A 16578-nucleotide genomic window follows, 5' to 3' on the forward strand; every position below is an offset into this window, starting at 1 on the left:
GTATATGTCAATAAATACATAATAAATATTTTTCCAGTTGTAACAAATATGACGAAAATGGAATATGACAATTCACAAAAAGGACAAAAACTTTGTTCAACATTTCACAAAGTATCCATGGTTTCTATCGTGGGAACCTCTATAATTAAGAATGTAAAGAACAAAAGAAATAGATTATATGATCAATTAGGAGAGATTGCTATGAAAAGACATACAAGAAAAATTGCAATTATCGGTACTGGATTAGTTGGATCCAGTTGTGCGTATTCCATTGTAAATCAAGGAATTTGCGAAGAGCTATTATTAATTGATATAAATCATGAACGTGCAGTTGGGGAAGCAATGGATTTATCACATTGCATTAACTTTACAAATACAAGAACAAAAGTATATGCAGGAAGCTATGAAGACTGCAAAGATATGGACATTGTCATTAGTACAGCAGGGCCAGCACCAAAACCAGGGCAAAGTCGCTTAGATACTTTAGGAGCGAGTGCGAAGATTATGGAAAGTGTTGTTGGTGGTGTAATGGCAAGTGGATTTGATGGTATTTTCTTACTTGCATCGAACCCAGTTGATATTATTACATATGAAGTGTGGAAATTATCTGGATTACCTAGAAATCGCGTAATCGGTACTGGTACATCACTAGATTCTTCTCGCTTAAGAACAATTTTATCTGAAATGCTACATGTAGATCCTCGTAGTATTCATGGGTATTCATTAGGAGAACATGGTGATTCTCAAATGGTTGCTTGGTCTCATGTAACTGTTGGTGGAAAGCCAATTCTGCAAATTTTAGAAGAACAAAAAGAGCGATTTGGTGAAATAGATTTAGATGAAATTGTTGAGAAGACTGCAAAAGCTGGCTGGGAAATTTATAAACGTAAAGGAACTACTTATTACGGGATTGGAAATTCTCTAGCATATATTGCGAGTTCAATCTTTAATGATGATCACCGTGTCATTGCTGTATCAGCCATTTTAGATGGTGAGTACGGTGAATATGATATTTGTACAGGAGTACCAGCTATTATTACTAGAGACGGTATAAGAGAAGTTGTAGAACTCAATTTAACAGAGGATGAAGAATCTCGATTCGCAAAATCAAACGATATTTTACGTGATTATATGAAAACAATTGGTTACTAACTTATAGGAGAAGGTGAAACAAATGAAGGAATATATAATGTCTCGTGTATTTAAAGCATCTGCTGGAATCGCACAAGGTATTTTCGTATCCCTCGGAATTGGTTTACTGATCGAAAATATAGGAAGAATTGTTGATATACCATTACTTATTACAATCGGAGTTGTTGCAAAATCACTAATGGCACCGGCAATTGGTGCTGGAATTGCTTTTATGCTCGGTGCAAACGGTCTTGTAATCTTCTCGGCGATGGTAGCCGGAGCGATTGGTGCCGGATCCATTTCGATTACTGAAGCTGGTCTAATTATTAAAACAGGTGAGCCAATCGGTGCATTATTAACAGCAACTTTAGCTGTATATATTGGTAAACGTTTAAGCGGAAAAACTGCGTTAGATATGATGCTCGTTCCATTTGCGGCCATATTAGGTTCTGGTTTAGTAGGCATTTGGTTATCTCATAATATTACTCCTGTTTTAAATGCAGTTGGAGCGTTTATTAAAGATAGCTCAGCTGGTAGCCCATTCATCGCTTCTATCGTCATTGCAGTAGTTTGGGGACTATTACTTATCTCTCCAGCTTCATCAGCTGCGTTAGCAATTGCACTTAGCTTAGACGGTGTTGCAGGTGGTGCAGCTCTTGCTGGATGCGTTGCTCAGTTTATCGGATTCTCTGTCATCTCAGCAAAAGAAAACAATTTAGGTGGCATATTAGCTCAAGCACTTTGTACTCCGAAAGTACAGTTACCAAATATCACTAAAAATCCAATGATTCTCGTCCCAACTGTCGTCGCCAGTGCTATAGTCGGTCCAGTATCAGCATTAATTTTCCAACTGGAAGCAGGAAAGGAAATTGCAGGTCTTGGATTAAGTTCTCTTATAGCACCAATTAATTTAATTTCCAGCCAAGGATGGGAAGTTCTCCCGGCGATGGTAATTACTTATATCGTCATTCCAGTAGCTGTTTCTTATATACTTTACATTGCTCTTAAAAAAGCAGGTCGTATTCATTCTGGTGATATGACTGTACCGCAATCTTAAATTGAAAATCTCCTTAATAATAGATAAAAGCAGACTGAAGCCACAGTCTGCTTTTTTGTCATGCTACATTCTATGATTTTGTTTTACTGGAACTTTTATTGGTTCTTTTGCTAATAAGAGCTGAACTCCGAAGTATAGTATGCTTGCAAGTGTCATTCCAGAAACGGCATCTAAAAAGGCATGCTGCTTCGTAAATAGCGTTGATAAAATAATAAGTGTACCGAAGAAAGTAAGGATGTAATATTCAAAAGCATGTTGTTCTCTACGCTTAAAGGCAGCTAACATAATTACAAATGTAGTAAGAACGTGAATGCTAGGGAAACAGTTTACCGGTTGATCGATACTATAAATATAGCGAACTAGTTCAGAAAATACATCTGTTCCAACGACAGTCGGACGCGGTACAGTTGTTTGCCAAAAATAATAAATAGAAAAACAAGCAAGCTTTCCAAAAATAACACTACTTAAAGTAACATAATATTGCTTTCGGTCAGCAAAACAGTAATAAATAAGTGCGCCGTATAAGTATGGAAACCAAAGTAAATAAGGAATAATAAATGCTTTTACAAATGGAATCCAATCATCTACTACAGTTGTAACGTCTACTGCGTGAACAGTCGATTTATTTAATACGTCGTAAAGGGGACTTACGAGTACGAGTAGAAGTATATAACTTAACGGAAGAAAAGATGAAAGTTTAAATTTCTTCATGTTGATCTCCTATGTTTAGTAATGTAAGTAAATTCAATTGATTATAATATAGAAACGTGAATTGGGCTATCGATTTTACTTACATTTTCTTGAATTAACCTTACGTTTTTGTCACTTGACTAAAAAGAAGGGTGAGGGTGCTAAATGAAGCGTTTATCATATTTTTTAGTTTTTATATTGTTATGCCTAGTAGGTGCTGGGTGTGCAAAGAATAACGAAGGAGAAAAATTAGAATATAACGGAAGAGCACTCGTAATTGGAGTTGTTGGAGAAAAGCCGAAAGATACGTTTAGGAATATAAAGTTTGAGGAAATGAAGTTAGAGGAACTGGAAAAGAAATCTAAGGAAGTAGATGGTTTTCTAATAATGAAAGATCACTTTCAAGAAGCCTCAACAGAGCAATATAAAAATGTATTTTCATCACTAAAGAAACCAGTGTTTTTTATCGGTTTACAAGATAAATCATATTCGATTTTTATTACAAAAGGGATAGAGTATAACAGTGCCCGAAAAGATGTAAATGCTATGTATACGCAAGGGTTTGCGAATATCGGAAGTGGTGAAGGACAACAATGGGCAATTGGTTTATCGAATGGTGGAAATACAGAAGAAAGTATTCATAATATGTATATCGTCGTATTTCAAACAATTGCAGATTATTTAAATAGATAATGAAGGAGCCTACAAAAGAGGCTTCTTATTTTTTTAATCAAACGTTTGTTTAAGCTGTATGTTCGGTAGGAAGAAACCGATGTAACTCAAGGGTTAACAAAGAAAAATAGAGAATTAATCAAACGTTTGTTTAAGCTGTATGTTCGGTAGAAAGAAACTCCTGTAGTTCAAAGGTTAAGAAAGAAAATGGAGAATTAATCAAACGCTTGTTTAAGATATATGTTTGGTGCAGAATCTAAAAAATTTATATATTTATTTTTTCTTAACAAATGGCGGAAAAATAAGAAAAATTCGCAGGATTATTAAAAATTATCACGAAATAAGTAAAAGTTTAGCGAATAATGGTTTGAAATAATAAAACGTTTTCTATATGATAAAGGTAAAGGTTAGTAAAAAAGTAGGTGAATTTATGACAGTAACATTTTATTCATATCCAAAGTGTGGCACATGTCAAAAGGCAAAGAAATGGTTTGAGGCAAACGATGTAGCATATGAGATGATTCATATTGTTGAAAATCCACCATCAAAAGAAGATTTACGTAATTTACATGAAAAAAGTGAATTACCATTAAAAAAATTCTTTAATACAAGTGGAATGCGTTACCGTGAACTTGGTCTAAAAGATAAGTTGAAAGATGCAAGCGAAGACGAAATGTATGAGCTTTTAGCATCTGATGGCATGTTGATTAAACGTCCAATTGTAACAGATGGAACGAATGTAACACTTGGTTTTAATGAAGAGCAGTTTGAAAGTGTGTGGAAAAAGTACCAATAAGGTATTTTTACATAATTAATACATTCACTGGAGGTACAGTCATGAGCATTCCAAATAATTTACGTTACTCTGAAGAACACGAATGGGTAAAAACTGAAGGTAATGAAGTTGTTATCGGTATCACTCACTTTGCACAAGGTGAGCTAGGCGATATCGTATTCGTTGAACTTCCTGAAGTAGGTGCAACAATCGAAGCTAACGAGCCATTCGGAAGCGTAGAATCTGTTAAAACAGTTTCTGAGTTATACGCACCTGTAAGCGGTAAAGTTGTAGCAGTAAACGAAGAATTAAGTGACCAACCAGAACTTGTTAACGAATCTCCATACGAGGGTGCATGGATGGTTAAAGTTGAACTTTCTGATGCAAGCCAAGTTGAGAAGTTATTAACTGCAGAAAAATATGCAGAAATGACAAACCAAGACTAATTATAGTCGACTAAAGGACAGCCTTTGTGCTGTCCTTTTTTATTTTTTGTGAAATAATGAAATTCAAGTTATATGTAAATAAATAAGCTATTATGAGAAAAACTGTTTTTTGGTAAGGTTTCATAAGTCTTCACAATCTAAACGAGCCGCTTGCGCTTTTCATTGTCCAGCTCCAGCTCCTAGCCCTTCATGTCTAAGAACCTTCCGCACGAGAAGACAAAAAGCGTCTTCTGTGCGAAAGAACCTTAGCCAACAGGGCTAAACAGTCGGTTCCGCTTTTCTTTATGATCCAGCTCCAGCGGCTAGATTGTTCGGTGGCTTCGCTTCTTCCTACAAGGCCAAAAGCGCCTTTACGTCAGAAGCTCCATCCCCCCTCACAATCTAAACGAGCCGCTTGCGCTTTTCTTTTGCAAAAATAAACAGGAAACAACATGAAAATAACGAATATACTATATACTAAGTTCAAGGTTGTATAGTATATGGTGATCGGGTGATGACATATGATTTATGTAGAAAAAGTCATTATTGTAGAAGGTACATCAGATAGAAGAAAGATTGAATCTATTATTCGTGAACCGGTGGAAATTGTTTGTACAAATGGTACAATTGGTTTGTCGAAAATGGATGAGCTCGTTGATCAGTTTTTTGATAAGGAAGTGTATGTGCTAGTGGATGCTGATGATGCTGGAGAAAAGTTAAGGAAACAATTTCGAAAAGAATTCCCGCAAGCCGAGCATATCTATATTGATCGCTCGTACCGAGAAGTGGCAACTGCGCCATCTACACACTTAGCAAATGTATTATGGGGAGCCGACATTGACGTTTATACAGAATATTTACGGTAAGGAATGATAGAAGTGATTGATTGGACAGGAGCCGAAGCTACAGCCCTAATAGAGAACGAAGAAAAAACAGTATTATATGTATATACTCCAATGTGTGGAACATGCCAATTAGCAAAAAAGATGTTAACAGTCGTTGAGATGACAATTGAAGATTTGAAAATTGGGATGTTAGATTTAAATTATGCTCCGCATTTAGCAAAAGAGTATGGGATTGAAAGTGTACCTTGTTTACTTGTTTTTGAAAATGGGACACTGATGAAGAAGATATACGCATTTCATTCGGTTGAATATTTATATACGGAATTAAAGTAGGCGGCAAAAATTTTGCCGCCTCGACATATTTCTTGGGAAATATGTCGAGATGCAGGATGGATACAGTATTTGTCGAGCGAAAATAACAGGATTGCTCTTTAGTGAGAGGGAATGATATGTAATAGAAAGTGATATGAAGGATGTGATTTAGGGTGAGATTATATTCTTTGCTTCAATCATTTGTAAATTACGCTAATGGTCAATATCATTTAGAACCGCTTTTAAGACAAGAAGAAAAAACTGTTAATTTTCGCTTTGGAGATGAAAGTTGTTCGTTACAAATTTCAAGAGATTATATAGAGTTGGTACATGAGGAAAGAGGAACGGAACAAATCATTTGCTTAGATGAAAAGGATATAGAACAATTGGTGAATGGAAATGTACGATTGCAAATGCTAATGAATGATGGACGTGTACAATATTCGGGAACGTACCGAACGATGTTATTAGTGGAATCGATGTTTCATATATGTAAACCGATGTCAGTAGGTGCTTAAAATTCTGAAGTTTCATTTTTTGCGAAAATTTCTGTTGACATGGTGAGTGTATATTGATACAATTCAAGTCATAAAATATAGACAATTTCATAAATTTCAAATCAGACGAAAATTGAATCTGATTTCTCTTATCAAGAGAGGTGGAGGGACTGTGCCCTGTGAAGCCCGGCAACCGTCAACTTATGTTGAAATGGTGCCAATTCCTGCAAAGCAAATGCTTTGAGAGATGAGAGAGAGGGATAATGTTGTTATATACGCATAAAAACCTTTCTGCTTCTCTAAAGCAGAAAGGTTTTTTTATTGTTTGAATGTGGAGGACATTCAAATAATAAAAGTAATGATAACAGTGGACTACACGCATTAAAAATAAAAAATTGCGGAGTCGACCTAAAATCTTTATGAAATCTAGCTCCAGCGGCTAGAACAGTCGGTCGTTTCATCCCTTCCTATGAGGCAAAAAGCGCCTCTACGTCAGGGATTCAAACGCCCTCTTGTTCTAAACGAGCCGCTTGCGCTTTTTATTTAAAAAAGGGGTGATACACCATGATTCTATTAGAGAATGTAAAGAAAATATATAAAGCAAAAAGCGGTGATGTCACTGCTGTAGATAATGCCAATTTAAAAATAGATAAAGGTGAAATATTTGGTGTTATCGGATATAGTGGCGCTGGAAAAAGTTCTTTAATTAGATTGTTCAATCAGTTGGAGAAACCAACTTCTGGCCAAATTACAATTGCAAATCGTGTCATTTCAGCAATTACAGGAAGCGAACTTCGTAAGGCAAGGCAAGAAATTGGAATGATTTTTCAGCACTTCAACTTACTTTGGTCACGAACTGTACGTGAAAATATAGAGTTTCCACTTGAAATTGCAGGTGTTGATAAAGCGAAGAGAAGAAAACGTGTTGATGAATTAATTCATCTTGTTGGATTAGAAGGAAGAGGAGACGCGTACCCATCTCAGCTGAGCGGGGGACAAAAGCAACGCGTCGGGATTGCAAGAGCATTAGCTAACAATCCACAAGTGCTTTTATGTGACGAAGCAACGTCAGCTCTTGATCCGGAAACGACAGATCAAATTTTGGATTTACTATTAGACATTAATAAGCGCCTTGGTTTAACAATTGTACTCATTACACATGAGATGCACGTAATTCGAAAGATTTGTAATCGTGTTGCGGTAATGGAGAAAGGAAAGATTGTAGAAACAGGTCCAGTACTTGATGTATTCCGTAATCCGAAGCAAGATATTACGAAACGATTTGTAAAGCAGTTAACGGATTCTGAAGATACAAATGAAACGATTGAAAGTTTAATTGAAAAATATCCAGATGGAAAAGTAATTCGTTTGCAGTTTATCGGTGAGGCTGTAGAAAGACCAGTGCTTCAACGATTGATGCAACGCAGTGACATAGAAGTTAGCATTTTGCAAGGAAATATCGCACAAACGAATAACGGTTCTTACGGTAGTTTAGTCGTTCATTTAAATGGTGAGGAAACAGCGATCCAGCAAGCAATAGAAGGAATTCATCAAGATCAAGTAGAGCTGGAGGTGATTGCACATGGATAAGTTACTTGCAAATGTTGATTGGAATCAAATGTTAGAAGCAACTGGTGAAACGTTATATATGACGGCAATCGCAGCTCTTGCGACATTTGTTTTAGGACTCATTTTAGGATTGTTACTCTTCATGACAGCAAAAGATAATTTATGGGAAAACAAATCAATTAATACGGTGATTGGAGCATTCGTAAATATATTCCGTTCTATACCATTCATCATTTTAATTATTTTATTAATCCCATTCACAAAGATTCTTCTTGGAACAATTCTTGGAGCAAGTGCAGCTTTGCCGGCTTTAATTATTGGAGCAGCACCATTCTACGCGAGAATGGTTGAAATCGCACTTCGCGAAATTGATAAAGGTGTAATTGAAGCTTCAAAAGCAATGGGAGCAAAAACAAGCACAATTATTTTGAAAGTGTTAATTCCAGAATCGTTACCAGCATTAGTATCTGGTATTACGGTTACGACAATTGCTTTAGTAGGCTATACAGCAATGGCAGGAGTTGTTGGTGCTGGTGGCCTTGGAACACTTGCTTACTTAGAAGGATTCCAAAGAGGGAATAACGATGTAACAATCGTTGCGACAATTTGTGTATTACTAGTTGTATTTTTAATTCAGTGGATTGGTGATAGTTTAACGACTCGAATAGATAAACGATAATAAAAAACGGGAGGATGCTTCAAATGAAAAAATTGTTACTTACGGCACTTATTTCAACTTCAATTTTTGGGTTAGCTGCTTGTGGCGGGAAAGATAAAGATGAAAAGAAACTTGTTGTGGGTGCTTCTAACGTACCGCACGCTGTTATTTTAGAAAAGGCAAAACCGTTACTTGAGAAAAAAGGAATTGAGTTAGAAATTAAAAAATTCCAAGACTACGTATTACCAAATAAATCGTTAGCGGATAAGGATTTAGATGCAAACTACTTCCAGCACATTCCGTATTTAGAAAAAGAAATTAAAGATAAAAAATATGACTTTGAAGTAGCAGGAAAAATTCATTTAGAACCAATTGGTGTGTACTCTCAAAAGTATAAGAGCTTAAAAGAGCTTCCGGACGGAGCGACAATTATTATGAGTAATTCAGTTGCTGACCATGGACGTGGTTTAGCAATTTTACAAAAAGAAGGTATTTTAAAAATTAAAGACGGAATAGATCCAGTTAAAGCAACTCCAAAAGATATTGCAGATAATCCGAAAAATCTAAAATTCAAAACGGATATCGAGCCTGGTTTATTGCCACAAGTGTATAACAATAAAGAAGGCGACGCTGTTTTAATTAACTCTAACTATGCAATTGATGCAAAGTTAAATCCGGAAAAAGATGCAATTGCAATTGAAGGAAATGATTCACCATACGCAAACATAGTAGCTGTTCGTAAAGGCGATAAAGATAAGAAAGAGATTAAAGCTCTTGTAGAAGTATTGCATTCTAAAGAAATTGAAGACTTCATTAATAAAGAATATAAAGGGGCAGTTGTTCCTGTAAAAGAATAATTGCTGAAAAGGGCTGGTGTATGCCGGCTCTTTTTATAACTACATAACCATTGGGGAGAAGGGGAAATCATATGAAAAAGGTTCTACTGTCAGTTGTTACAGCGTTGTCTGTATTTACATTAGCTGCTTGCGGAGGAAAAGAGGAGAATAAGCTTGTTGTGGGAGCTTCTAACGTGCCACACGCTGTTATTTTAGAAAAGGCACAGCCGATTTTAGAGAAAAAGGGTATTAAATTAGAAATTAAAAAATTCCAAGATTATGTGTTGCCGAATAAGGCTTTAGCGGATAAAGAAATTGATGCGAACTACTTCCAGCACATTCCTTACTTAGATAAAGAAATTCAAGAAAAGGGATATAAAATTGTAAACGCAGGAAAAATCCATTTAGAACCAATGGGTATTTATTCTAAGAAATATAAAAGCTTAAAAGACTTACCAGATGGCGGGACAGTGATTATGAGTAATAACGTAGCGGAGCGTGGCCGCATGCTAGCACTGTTACAAAAAGGCGGCGTTATTAAATTAAAAGACGGAGTAGATGTTGTTAAAGCAACAGTAAAAGATGTTGTAGAAAACCCGAAAAACTTAAAATTTAAAACAGATGTTGAACCTGGACTTTCACCGAAATTGTATGAAAATAATGAGGGAGATGCTTTATTTATTAATTCAAACTATGCAATTGATGCAAAATTAAATCCAACAAAGGATGCAATTGCGATTGAAGGATCAGACTCTCCGTATGCAAACATCATTGCAGTTCGTAAAGGTGATGAGAAGAAAAAAGAAATTAAAGAGCTAGTAGAAGTGCTACATTCAAAAGAAATTCAAGATTTTATTAATAAAGAATATAAAGGTGCTGTACTTCCGGTAAGTGAATAAATATAAGGAAAGGGCTGGAAAATTACCAGTCCTTTTTTCTTTATATAAATAAGAAGAAAGGTGTATCATAGAAAGATGTGAAGGAAATACTTATATACATTTGTGAAAAAACGGTTACTTTTTTTCGTCGTTTGCGATATCATTTTATTTGATATAAAATTAGAATGAGAATAAAATGAGAATATGAACGTTTTAGGAATTTTTAAAATGTATATATAGGATTAATGGAGGTATTGAGATGGCTGGTTCTACATTAACGGTTAAAGACTTACACGTATCAATTGATGGCAAAGAAATTTTAAAGGGTGTAAACCTTGAAGTAAAAGGTGGAGAAATCCACGCAATTATGGGACCTAACGGAACAGGTAAATCAACTTTATCTTCTGCAATTATGGGTCACCCAAAGTATGAAGTAACAGAAGGTAGCATCATCATCGACGGTGAAGATGTATTAGAAATGGAAGTAGACGAGCGCGCACAAGCGGGTCTATTCCTAGCAATGCAATATCCAAGTGAAATTAGCGGAGTAACAAACGCTGACTTCTTACGTTCTGCAATTAACGCACGTCGTGAAGAAGGCGATGAAATTTCTCTTATGAAATTTATCCGTACATTAGATAAAAACATGGAATTCCTAGAAATGGATCCAGAAATGGCACAACGTTACTTAAACGAAGGTTTCTCTGGTGGAGAGAAAAAACGTAACGAAATTCTTCAATTAATGATGATTGAGCCAAAAATCGCAATCTTAGATGAAATCGACTCAGGTCTTGATATCGATGCATTAAAAGTTGTATCTAAAGGTATTAACGAAATGCGCGGCGAAGAGTTCGGTTGCCTAATGATTACGCATTACCAACGTTTATTAAACTACATCACTCCAGACTTCGTTCACGTTATGATGAACGGTCGTATCGTTAAATCTGGTGGCCCTGAGCTTGCACAACGTCTAGAAGCTGAAGGTTACGACTGGATTAAAAAAGAATTAGGTATTGAAGACGAAACAACAGAGCAAGAAGCGTAAGAGAGGAGCATAAACATGACAATCGGTACATTACCTTTCGATCAAGAAACAATCCGTCAACGCGCAAGCGAAGTAAACGAAGCAGCTTGGTTGACTGAGTTCCGCTTACAAGCTCTTGCACAAGCAACTGAACTTCCAATGCCAACGCCTGATAAAACGAAAATTGACAAATGGGACTTTATCGGAAAAGGCGACGCTGCTAAGCAAGAGCCTGTAAGTTCTTTAACTGAACTTCCAGAGGCAGTGAAAAACTTAATCGATGAAAATAACAGCGTATTAGTGCAACGTACTGGTACAACTGCATTCGTTTCTTTAGCAGACGAAGCAAAAGAAAAAGGTGTTATTTTTACAGACATCGTAACAGCAGCAACTGAGCACGCTGAACTAGTACAAAAGTACTTAATGAAAGACGGCGTGAAAGTAGACGAGCATCGTCTAACTGCACTTCATGCTGCATTAATCAACGGCGGTGCATTCGTATATGTTCCGAAAAACGTTGTTCTTGAAACTCCACTTCAAGCTGTATTCTTAGTAGACGGCGAAGAAGCTAACGTATATAACCACGTATTATTCGTAGCTGATGCGAACAGTACTGCAACTTATGTAGAAAACTACGTTGCAAATGAAAATGCTAAAGGTATTGCAAATATCGTAGCAGAAGTAATCGTGGAACAAGGCGCACAAGTGAAATTCGGTGCGGTTGATCTATTAGCAAAAGACGTAACAACTTACGTTAACCGCCGCGGCGTTGTAGGACGCGACGGCCGTATTGATTGGGCTCTAGGCCTTATGAATGACGGAAACACAATTTCAGAGAATGTTACCAACTTAATGGGCGACGGTTCATATGCTGATACGAAAACAGTAACAATTGGCCGTGGTAACCAAACACAAAACTTTACAACTAAAGTTGTTCACTTCGGTAAACACTCTGAAGGTTGGATTTTAAAACACGGTGTACAAAAAGATAGTGCAACATCTATCTTTAACGGAATTGGTAAGATTGAACACGGTGCATCTAAATCAAATGCACAACAATCTTCTCGCGTTCTTATGTTAGATGAAAAAGCACGCGGTGATGCAAACCCAATTCTTTTAATCGACGAAGATGATGTAATGGCAGGTCACGCAGCTTCAGTAGGTCGCGTAGATCCAGTCCAACTATACTACTTGATGAGCCGTGGTATTCCAAAACGCGAAGCAGAACGTTTAGTCATCCATGGATTCTTAGCACCTGTAGTTAATGAGCTTCCAATTGAAGGAGTAAAGGCACAGCTTGTTGAGGTAATTGAAAGGAAAGTTCGCTAATGAATATTCATGAAATACGCAAACAGTTTCCAATTCTTGATCAAAAAGTGAACGGCAAACAACTTGTTTATTTCGATAGTGCAGCAACTTCTCAAAAACCAATTCAAGTCATTGAAACGTTAGAACGTTACTATAAAGAATATAATTCTAACGTGCATCGCGGTGTTCATACGCTCGGTACGAAAGCTACCGACGCGTATGAAGGTGCACGTGAGAAAGTTCGCAAGTTTATTAACGCGAAATCAATGGAAGAGATTATTTTCACACGCGGAACGACAACTGCATTAAATACAGTAGCAGCTAGCTATGGTCTTGAAAATGTAAAAGAGGGCGATGAAATCGTTATTTCTTACATGGAGCACCATAGTAATATCATTCCGTGGCAACAAGTTGCGAAGAAAACTGGTGCAACTTTAAAATATCTTCCGCTTCAACCAGACGGTACAATTTCTTTAGAAGATGTTCGTCAAACAGTTACACCGAATACAAAAATCGTTTCTATTATGCAAGTATCAAACGTACTTGGAACGATTAACCCTGTAAAAGAAATCGGAGCAATCGCACACGAAAATGGCGCAATTATGGTCGTTGATGGTGCACAAAGTACACCTCACATGAAAGTGGATGTACAAGATTTAAACTGTGATTTCTACGCATTATCTGCTCATAAGATGTGCGGACCTACAGGTATCGGCGTATTATATGGTAAAAAAGAATTGCTGAACAATATGGAGCCAATTGAATTTGGCGGTGAAATGATTGATTTCGTAGATTTACAAGAATCTACGTGGAAAGAGCTTCCGTGGAAGTTTGAAGCAGGTACACCGATTATCGGTAATGCAATCGGACTTGGTGCAGCAATTGATTTCCTAGAAGAAATCGGTCTTGATAATATTGAAAAGCATGAGCATGAATTAGCGCAATACGCTTTAGAAAGACTATCAGAAGTAGATGGCGTTACAATTTATGGTCCAAAGCATCGCGCTGGTCTTGTTACATTTAATATTGAAGACGTACATCCTCACGATGTAGCGACTGTATTAGATGTAGAAGGCATTGCAGTTCGCGCAGGACATCACTGTGCACAACCGCTTATGAAGTGGCTAAAAGCTTCTTCAACAGCACGTGCGAGCTTCTATTTATATAATACAAAAGAAGAAATTGATACATTTGTTGAATCGCTAATCAAGACAAAGGAGTATTTCACAAATGTCATTTAATAATTTAGATACGTTATATCGTCAAGTTATTATGGATCATTACAAAAATCCTCGTAACCATGGCGTGTTAGAAGATAGTGTTACCGTTAACTTGAACAATCCAACTTGCGGCGATCGTATTCAACTTACGATGAAAGTAGAAGAAGGTATTGTGCAAGAGGCGAAGTTTGAAGGTGAAGGATGTTCAATCTCAATGTCTTCAGCTTCAATGATGACACAAGCAGTAAAAGGTAAGAAAATTGAAGAAGCACTTCAGCTTTCGAAAATTTTCTCTGACATGATGCTAGGAAAAGAGTACGATGACAGCATCGATTTAGGAGATATTGAAGCATTACAAGGCGTATGCAAGTTCCCTGCACGTATTAAATGTGCAACATTAGCGTGGAAAGCGTTAGAAAAGGGCTTAAACGAAGATAAGTAATGTTAAAGGTTCCTAAAAACGAGGTTATCTAAGGAGGGACACACCAACATGGCGAAGCAACTGCCAGATATCGGCGATTATAAATATGGTTTCAAAGACAAAGACGTTTCGATTTTCCGTGCTGGACGCGGTTTAACAAAAGAGATCGTTGAAGAAATTTCACGTATGAAAGAAGAACCACAGTGGATGTTAGACTTCCGTTTAAAATCACTGGATAAGTTCTACGAAATGCCAATGCCACAATGGGGCGGCGACTTAAACGACTTAGATTTCGATGAAATTACGTACTACGTAAAACCATCTGAGAAATCTGAGAAGTCTTGGGATGAAGTACCTGATGAAATTAAAGCAACATTTGATAAATTAGGTATTCCAGAAGCTGAGCAAAAATATTTAGCTGGTGTATCTGCACAGTACGAATCTGAAGTTGTATACCACAACATGAAAGAAGACCTAGAAGCTCTAGGAATCGTCTTCAAAGATACAGATAGCGCATTAAAAGAGAACGAAGATATTTTCCGTGAGCATTTCGGAAAAGTAATCCCACCAACAGACAACAAATTCTCTGCATTAAACTCTGCAGTTTGGTCTGGTGGATCATTCATCTACGTTCCAAAAGGTGTTAAAGTTGATACACCACTTCAAGCGTATTTCCGTATTAACTCTGAAAATATGGGACAATTCGAGCGTACGCTTATCATCGTAGACGAAGGCGCACACGTACACTACGTAGAAGGTTGTACAGCACCTGTTTACACGACTAACTCACTTCACAGTGCGGTAGTAGAAATCATCATTAAGAAAGATGCATATTGCCGTTATACAACAATCCAAAACTGGGCGAACAACGTATACAACCTAGTTACAAAACGTGCGGTTTGTGAAGAAAACGCAACGATGGAATGGATTGACGGTAACATCGGATCTAAATTAACGATGAAATACCCAGCAGTTATCTTAAAAGGCGAAGGCGCTCGTGGTTTAACATTATCTATCGCGATTGCTGGTAAAGGCCAACACCAAGATGCTGGTGCGAAAATGATTCACTTAGCACCAAACACGTCTTCAACAATCGTTTCTAAATCGATTGCGAAGCATGGTGGTAAAGTAACTTACCGTGGTATCGTACACTTCGGACCAAAAGCGAAAAACTCTCGCTCTAACATCGAGTGTGACACGTTAATCATGGATAACCAATCTACATCTGATACAATTCCTTACAACGAAATCAAAAACGATTACGTTTCACTTGAGCACGAAGCGAAAGTATCGAAAGTATCAGAAGAACAATTATTCTACCTAATGAGCCGCGGTATTTCTGAGCAAGAAGCTACAGAAATGATCGTAATGGGCTTCATCGAGCCATTCACTCGCGAACTTCCAATGGAATACGCAGTTGAAATGAACCGCCTAATCAAGTTTGAGATGGAAGGTTCTATCGGTTAAATAGAAATGCGGAGCCGACTGTTCAGACCCGTTGGCTAAGGTTCTTTCGCACAGAAGATGCTTTTTATCTTCTCGTGCGGAAGGTTCTTAGACATGAGGGTCTAGGAGGCGAAGCTGGACATATTTAAAGTGGAAGCGGCTCGTTCAGAATGTGAGGGGGATGGAGCTTCTGACGTAGAGGCGCTTTTTGCCTCATAGGAAGAAGTGAAGTCACCGAACATTCTAGCCGCTGGAACTGGATAATATATGTATGAAGAAAGCGTCCTGCTGTGCAGGGCGCTTTTTTGTTTTGCGGATTTGTCTTGGCGTGGGAGAGGATACCCGGGTGGGTGTTCAGCTAAATATATCAACGATTTTTCAAATATATCGATCATAAACGGGAATATATCAACGATTATTTCAATATATCAACGTTTCGACAAGGAATATCGATTTGTCGACAAGATAAGGCAAAAGAAAATCCTCACATACCCCAAATATTTTATAAGAACAGAGAACGACTAGGTTTAAGACAAAGATACTGACAAATCCACTTGAACAACCACCCACTGAATTCTCTATTAAACTTTTTGACAAATCCACCCCTCCCTCCACTATCTGGAATTATTTCCTGCATTAGCAAAAGTTTCTCATATAAAAAGGACAATCTTTTGCTTTTTCTCACAATGCGAGTACAATGTAAAATAGCAAGAAAAGACGAAAAGTATTTACAGGATTATTGTGTGCGCATAGCGTAAATGGCAGTAAGGAACTGAGAGGAGGTTTTTTCTCTGAATACAAATAAAGAAACAAT

Annotated in this window: 18 protein-coding genes and 1 riboswitch; of the genes, 17 read left to right on the forward strand and 1 reads right to left on the reverse strand. The window is 37.2% G+C overall.

All coding sequences use genetic code 11. The features are described 5' to 3' along the window. The first annotated feature begins 201 nt into the window (after positions 1–201). Positions 202–1152, forward strand: a complete 951-nt coding sequence (locus IQ781_RS17980) for an L-lactate dehydrogenase (RefSeq protein ID WP_481748660.1) — start codon at positions 202–204, stop codon at positions 1150–1152. A 22-nt stretch (positions 1153–1174) separates the two neighbouring features. Next, a complete protein-coding gene (locus IQ781_RS17985; RefSeq protein WP_000666172.1) occupies positions 1175–2188 on the forward strand; it encodes a PTS sugar transporter subunit IIC in 1014 nt (337 codons plus the stop codon). A gap of 63 nt (positions 2189–2251) precedes the next feature. Here the strand turns inward: IQ781_RS17985 and IQ781_RS17990 are convergent, their stop codons facing one another. Next, positions 2252–2899, reverse strand: coding sequence for a phosphatase PAP2 family protein (locus IQ781_RS17990; RefSeq protein WP_017674516.1), 648 nt, complete (start codon positions 2897–2899; stop codon positions 2252–2254). A 144-nt stretch (positions 2900–3043) separates the two neighbouring features. Between IQ781_RS17990 and IQ781_RS17995 the strand changes: the two genes are divergently transcribed. The 15 genes from IQ781_RS17995 (at position 3044) to sufB (ending at position 15785) form a co-directional block, all read left to right on the forward strand. Then, positions 3044–3571 carry a hypothetical protein gene (locus IQ781_RS17995; RefSeq protein WP_000826909.1) on the forward strand — a complete coding sequence of 176 codons (528 nt, stop codon included), beginning with the start codon at positions 3044–3046 and terminating at the stop codon, positions 3569–3571. Between the two features lie 409 nt (positions 3572–3980). After that, positions 3981–4346 (forward strand): arsenate reductase family protein, encoded by a 366-nt coding sequence (locus IQ781_RS18000; protein WP_000218968.1) that lies wholly within the window; start codon positions 3981–3983, stop codon positions 4344–4346. 41 nt (positions 4347–4387) lie between these two features. After that, positions 4388–4771 (forward strand): glycine cleavage system protein GcvH, encoded by a 384-nt coding sequence (gene gcvH, locus IQ781_RS18005; protein ID WP_000026897.1) that lies wholly within the window; start codon positions 4388–4390, stop codon positions 4769–4771. Between the two features lie 500 nt (positions 4772–5271). Beyond that, complete coding sequence (locus IQ781_RS18010) at positions 5272–5616, forward strand: toprim domain-containing protein (protein ID WP_000640870.1); 345 nt, start codon at positions 5272–5274, stop codon at positions 5614–5616. A gap of 3 nt (positions 5617–5619) precedes the next feature. Then, positions 5620–5928 (forward strand): thioredoxin family protein, encoded by a 309-nt coding sequence (locus IQ781_RS18015; RefSeq protein WP_002008881.1) that lies wholly within the window; start codon positions 5620–5622, stop codon positions 5926–5928. 152 nt (positions 5929–6080) lie between these two features. Then, positions 6081–6425 carry a hypothetical protein gene (locus tag IQ781_RS18020; protein WP_001242139.1) on the forward strand — a complete coding sequence of 115 codons (345 nt, stop codon included), beginning with the start codon at positions 6081–6083 and terminating at the stop codon, positions 6423–6425. A gap of 125 nt (positions 6426–6550) precedes the next feature. After that, a riboswitch (SAM riboswitch) is annotated at positions 6551–6658 on the forward strand. A gap of 310 nt (positions 6659–6968) precedes the next feature. Further along, entirely contained in the window at positions 6969–7994 is a 1026-nt protein-coding gene (locus tag IQ781_RS18025) for a methionine ABC transporter ATP-binding protein (protein WP_000601753.1), read from the forward strand. Next, on the forward strand, positions 7987–8652 hold the full coding sequence (locus tag IQ781_RS18030) for a methionine ABC transporter permease (RefSeq protein ID WP_000359401.1): 666 nt from the start codon (positions 7987–7989) through the stop codon (positions 8650–8652). The genes IQ781_RS18025 and IQ781_RS18030 overlap by 8 nt, the downstream gene beginning before the upstream one ends. Positions 8653–8675: 23 nt before the next feature. Beyond that, a complete protein-coding gene (gene metQ / locus IQ781_RS18035; RefSeq protein ID WP_000735099.1) occupies positions 8676–9488 on the forward strand; it encodes a methionine ABC transporter substrate-binding lipoprotein MetQ in 813 nt (270 codons plus the stop codon). Positions 9489–9559: 71 nt separating this feature from the next. Further along, positions 9560–10366 (forward strand): methionine ABC transporter substrate-binding lipoprotein MetQ, encoded by an 807-nt coding sequence (gene metQ, locus IQ781_RS18040; RefSeq protein ID WP_000757013.1) that lies wholly within the window; start codon positions 9560–9562, stop codon positions 10364–10366. Positions 10367–10604: 238 nt separating this feature from the next. Next, complete coding sequence (sufC, locus tag IQ781_RS18045; protein ID WP_000929160.1) at positions 10605–11390, forward strand: Fe-S cluster assembly ATPase SufC; 786 nt, start codon at positions 10605–10607, stop codon at positions 11388–11390. Positions 11391–11405: 15 nt separating this feature from the next. Then, positions 11406–12698, forward strand: a complete 1293-nt coding sequence (sufD, locus tag IQ781_RS18050; RefSeq protein ID WP_000152167.1) for a Fe-S cluster assembly protein SufD — start codon at positions 11406–11408, stop codon at positions 12696–12698. Then, positions 12698–13918, forward strand: coding sequence for a cysteine desulfurase SufS (gene sufS, locus IQ781_RS18055; RefSeq protein WP_001020767.1), 1221 nt, complete (start codon positions 12698–12700; stop codon positions 13916–13918). Before sufD ends, sufS begins: the two co-directional genes overlap by 1 nt. Further along, entirely contained in the window at positions 13908–14339 is a 432-nt protein-coding gene (sufU, locus tag IQ781_RS18060) for a Fe-S cluster assembly sulfur transfer protein SufU (RefSeq protein ID WP_000009523.1), read from the forward strand. The genes sufS and sufU overlap by 11 nt, the downstream gene beginning before the upstream one ends. Before the next feature lie 48 nt (positions 14340–14387). After that, a complete protein-coding gene (sufB, locus tag IQ781_RS18065; protein WP_001118827.1) occupies positions 14388–15785 on the forward strand; it encodes a Fe-S cluster assembly protein SufB in 1398 nt (465 codons plus the stop codon). The last annotated feature ends 793 nt before the right edge of the window (positions 15786–16578 follow it).

Origin of the sequence: Bacillus sp. N447-1 (genome assembly GCF_022701035.1) — a bacterium.
Lineage (GTDB): Bacteria > Bacillota > Bacilli > Bacillales > Bacillaceae_G > Bacillus_A > Bacillus_A cereus.

Excerpts from the sequence above, each read along its gene's own strand:
- sufU (WP_000009523.1), top strand. The coding sequence starts at position 13,908 with ATGTCATTTAATAATTTAGATACGTTATATCGTCAAGTTATTATGGAT.
- metQ (WP_000757013.1), top strand. The coding sequence starts at position 9,560 with ATGAAAAAGGTTCTACTGTCAGTTGTTACAGCGTTGTCTGTATTTACA.
- IQ781_RS18015 (WP_002008881.1), top strand. The coding sequence starts at position 5,620 with ATGATAGAAGTGATTGATTGGACAGGAGCCGAAGCTACAGCCCTAATA.
- IQ781_RS17985 (WP_000666172.1), top strand. The coding sequence starts at position 1,175 with ATGAAGGAATATATAATGTCTCGTGTATTTAAAGCATCTGCTGGAATC.
- IQ781_RS17980 (WP_481748660.1), top strand. The coding sequence starts at position 202 with ATGAAAAGACATACAAGAAAAATTGCAATTATCGGTACTGGATTAGTT.
- sufB (WP_001118827.1), top strand. The coding sequence starts at position 14,388 with ATGGCGAAGCAACTGCCAGATATCGGCGATTATAAATATGGTTTCAAA.
- sufS (WP_001020767.1), top strand. The coding sequence starts at position 12,698 with ATGAATATTCATGAAATACGCAAACAGTTTCCAATTCTTGATCAAAAA.
- IQ781_RS17990 (WP_017674516.1), bottom strand. The coding sequence starts at position 2,899 with ATGAAGAAATTTAAACTTTCATCTTTTCTTCCGTTAAGTTATATACTT.
- IQ781_RS18000 (WP_000218968.1), top strand. The coding sequence starts at position 3,981 with ATGACAGTAACATTTTATTCATATCCAAAGTGTGGCACATGTCAAAAG.
- gcvH (WP_000026897.1), top strand. The coding sequence starts at position 4,388 with ATGAGCATTCCAAATAATTTACGTTACTCTGAAGAACACGAATGGGTA.
- IQ781_RS18010 (WP_000640870.1), top strand. The coding sequence starts at position 5,272 with ATGATTTATGTAGAAAAAGTCATTATTGTAGAAGGTACATCAGATAGA.
- IQ781_RS18025 (WP_000601753.1), top strand. The coding sequence starts at position 6,969 with ATGATTCTATTAGAGAATGTAAAGAAAATATATAAAGCAAAAAGCGGT.
- metQ (WP_000735099.1), top strand. The coding sequence starts at position 8,676 with ATGAAAAAATTGTTACTTACGGCACTTATTTCAACTTCAATTTTTGGG.
- sufD (WP_000152167.1), top strand. The coding sequence starts at position 11,406 with ATGACAATCGGTACATTACCTTTCGATCAAGAAACAATCCGTCAACGC.
- sufC (WP_000929160.1), top strand. The coding sequence starts at position 10,605 with ATGGCTGGTTCTACATTAACGGTTAAAGACTTACACGTATCAATTGAT.
- IQ781_RS18030 (WP_000359401.1), top strand. The coding sequence starts at position 7,987 with ATGGATAAGTTACTTGCAAATGTTGATTGGAATCAAATGTTAGAAGCA.
- IQ781_RS17995 (WP_000826909.1), top strand. The coding sequence starts at position 3,044 with ATGAAGCGTTTATCATATTTTTTAGTTTTTATATTGTTATGCCTAGTA.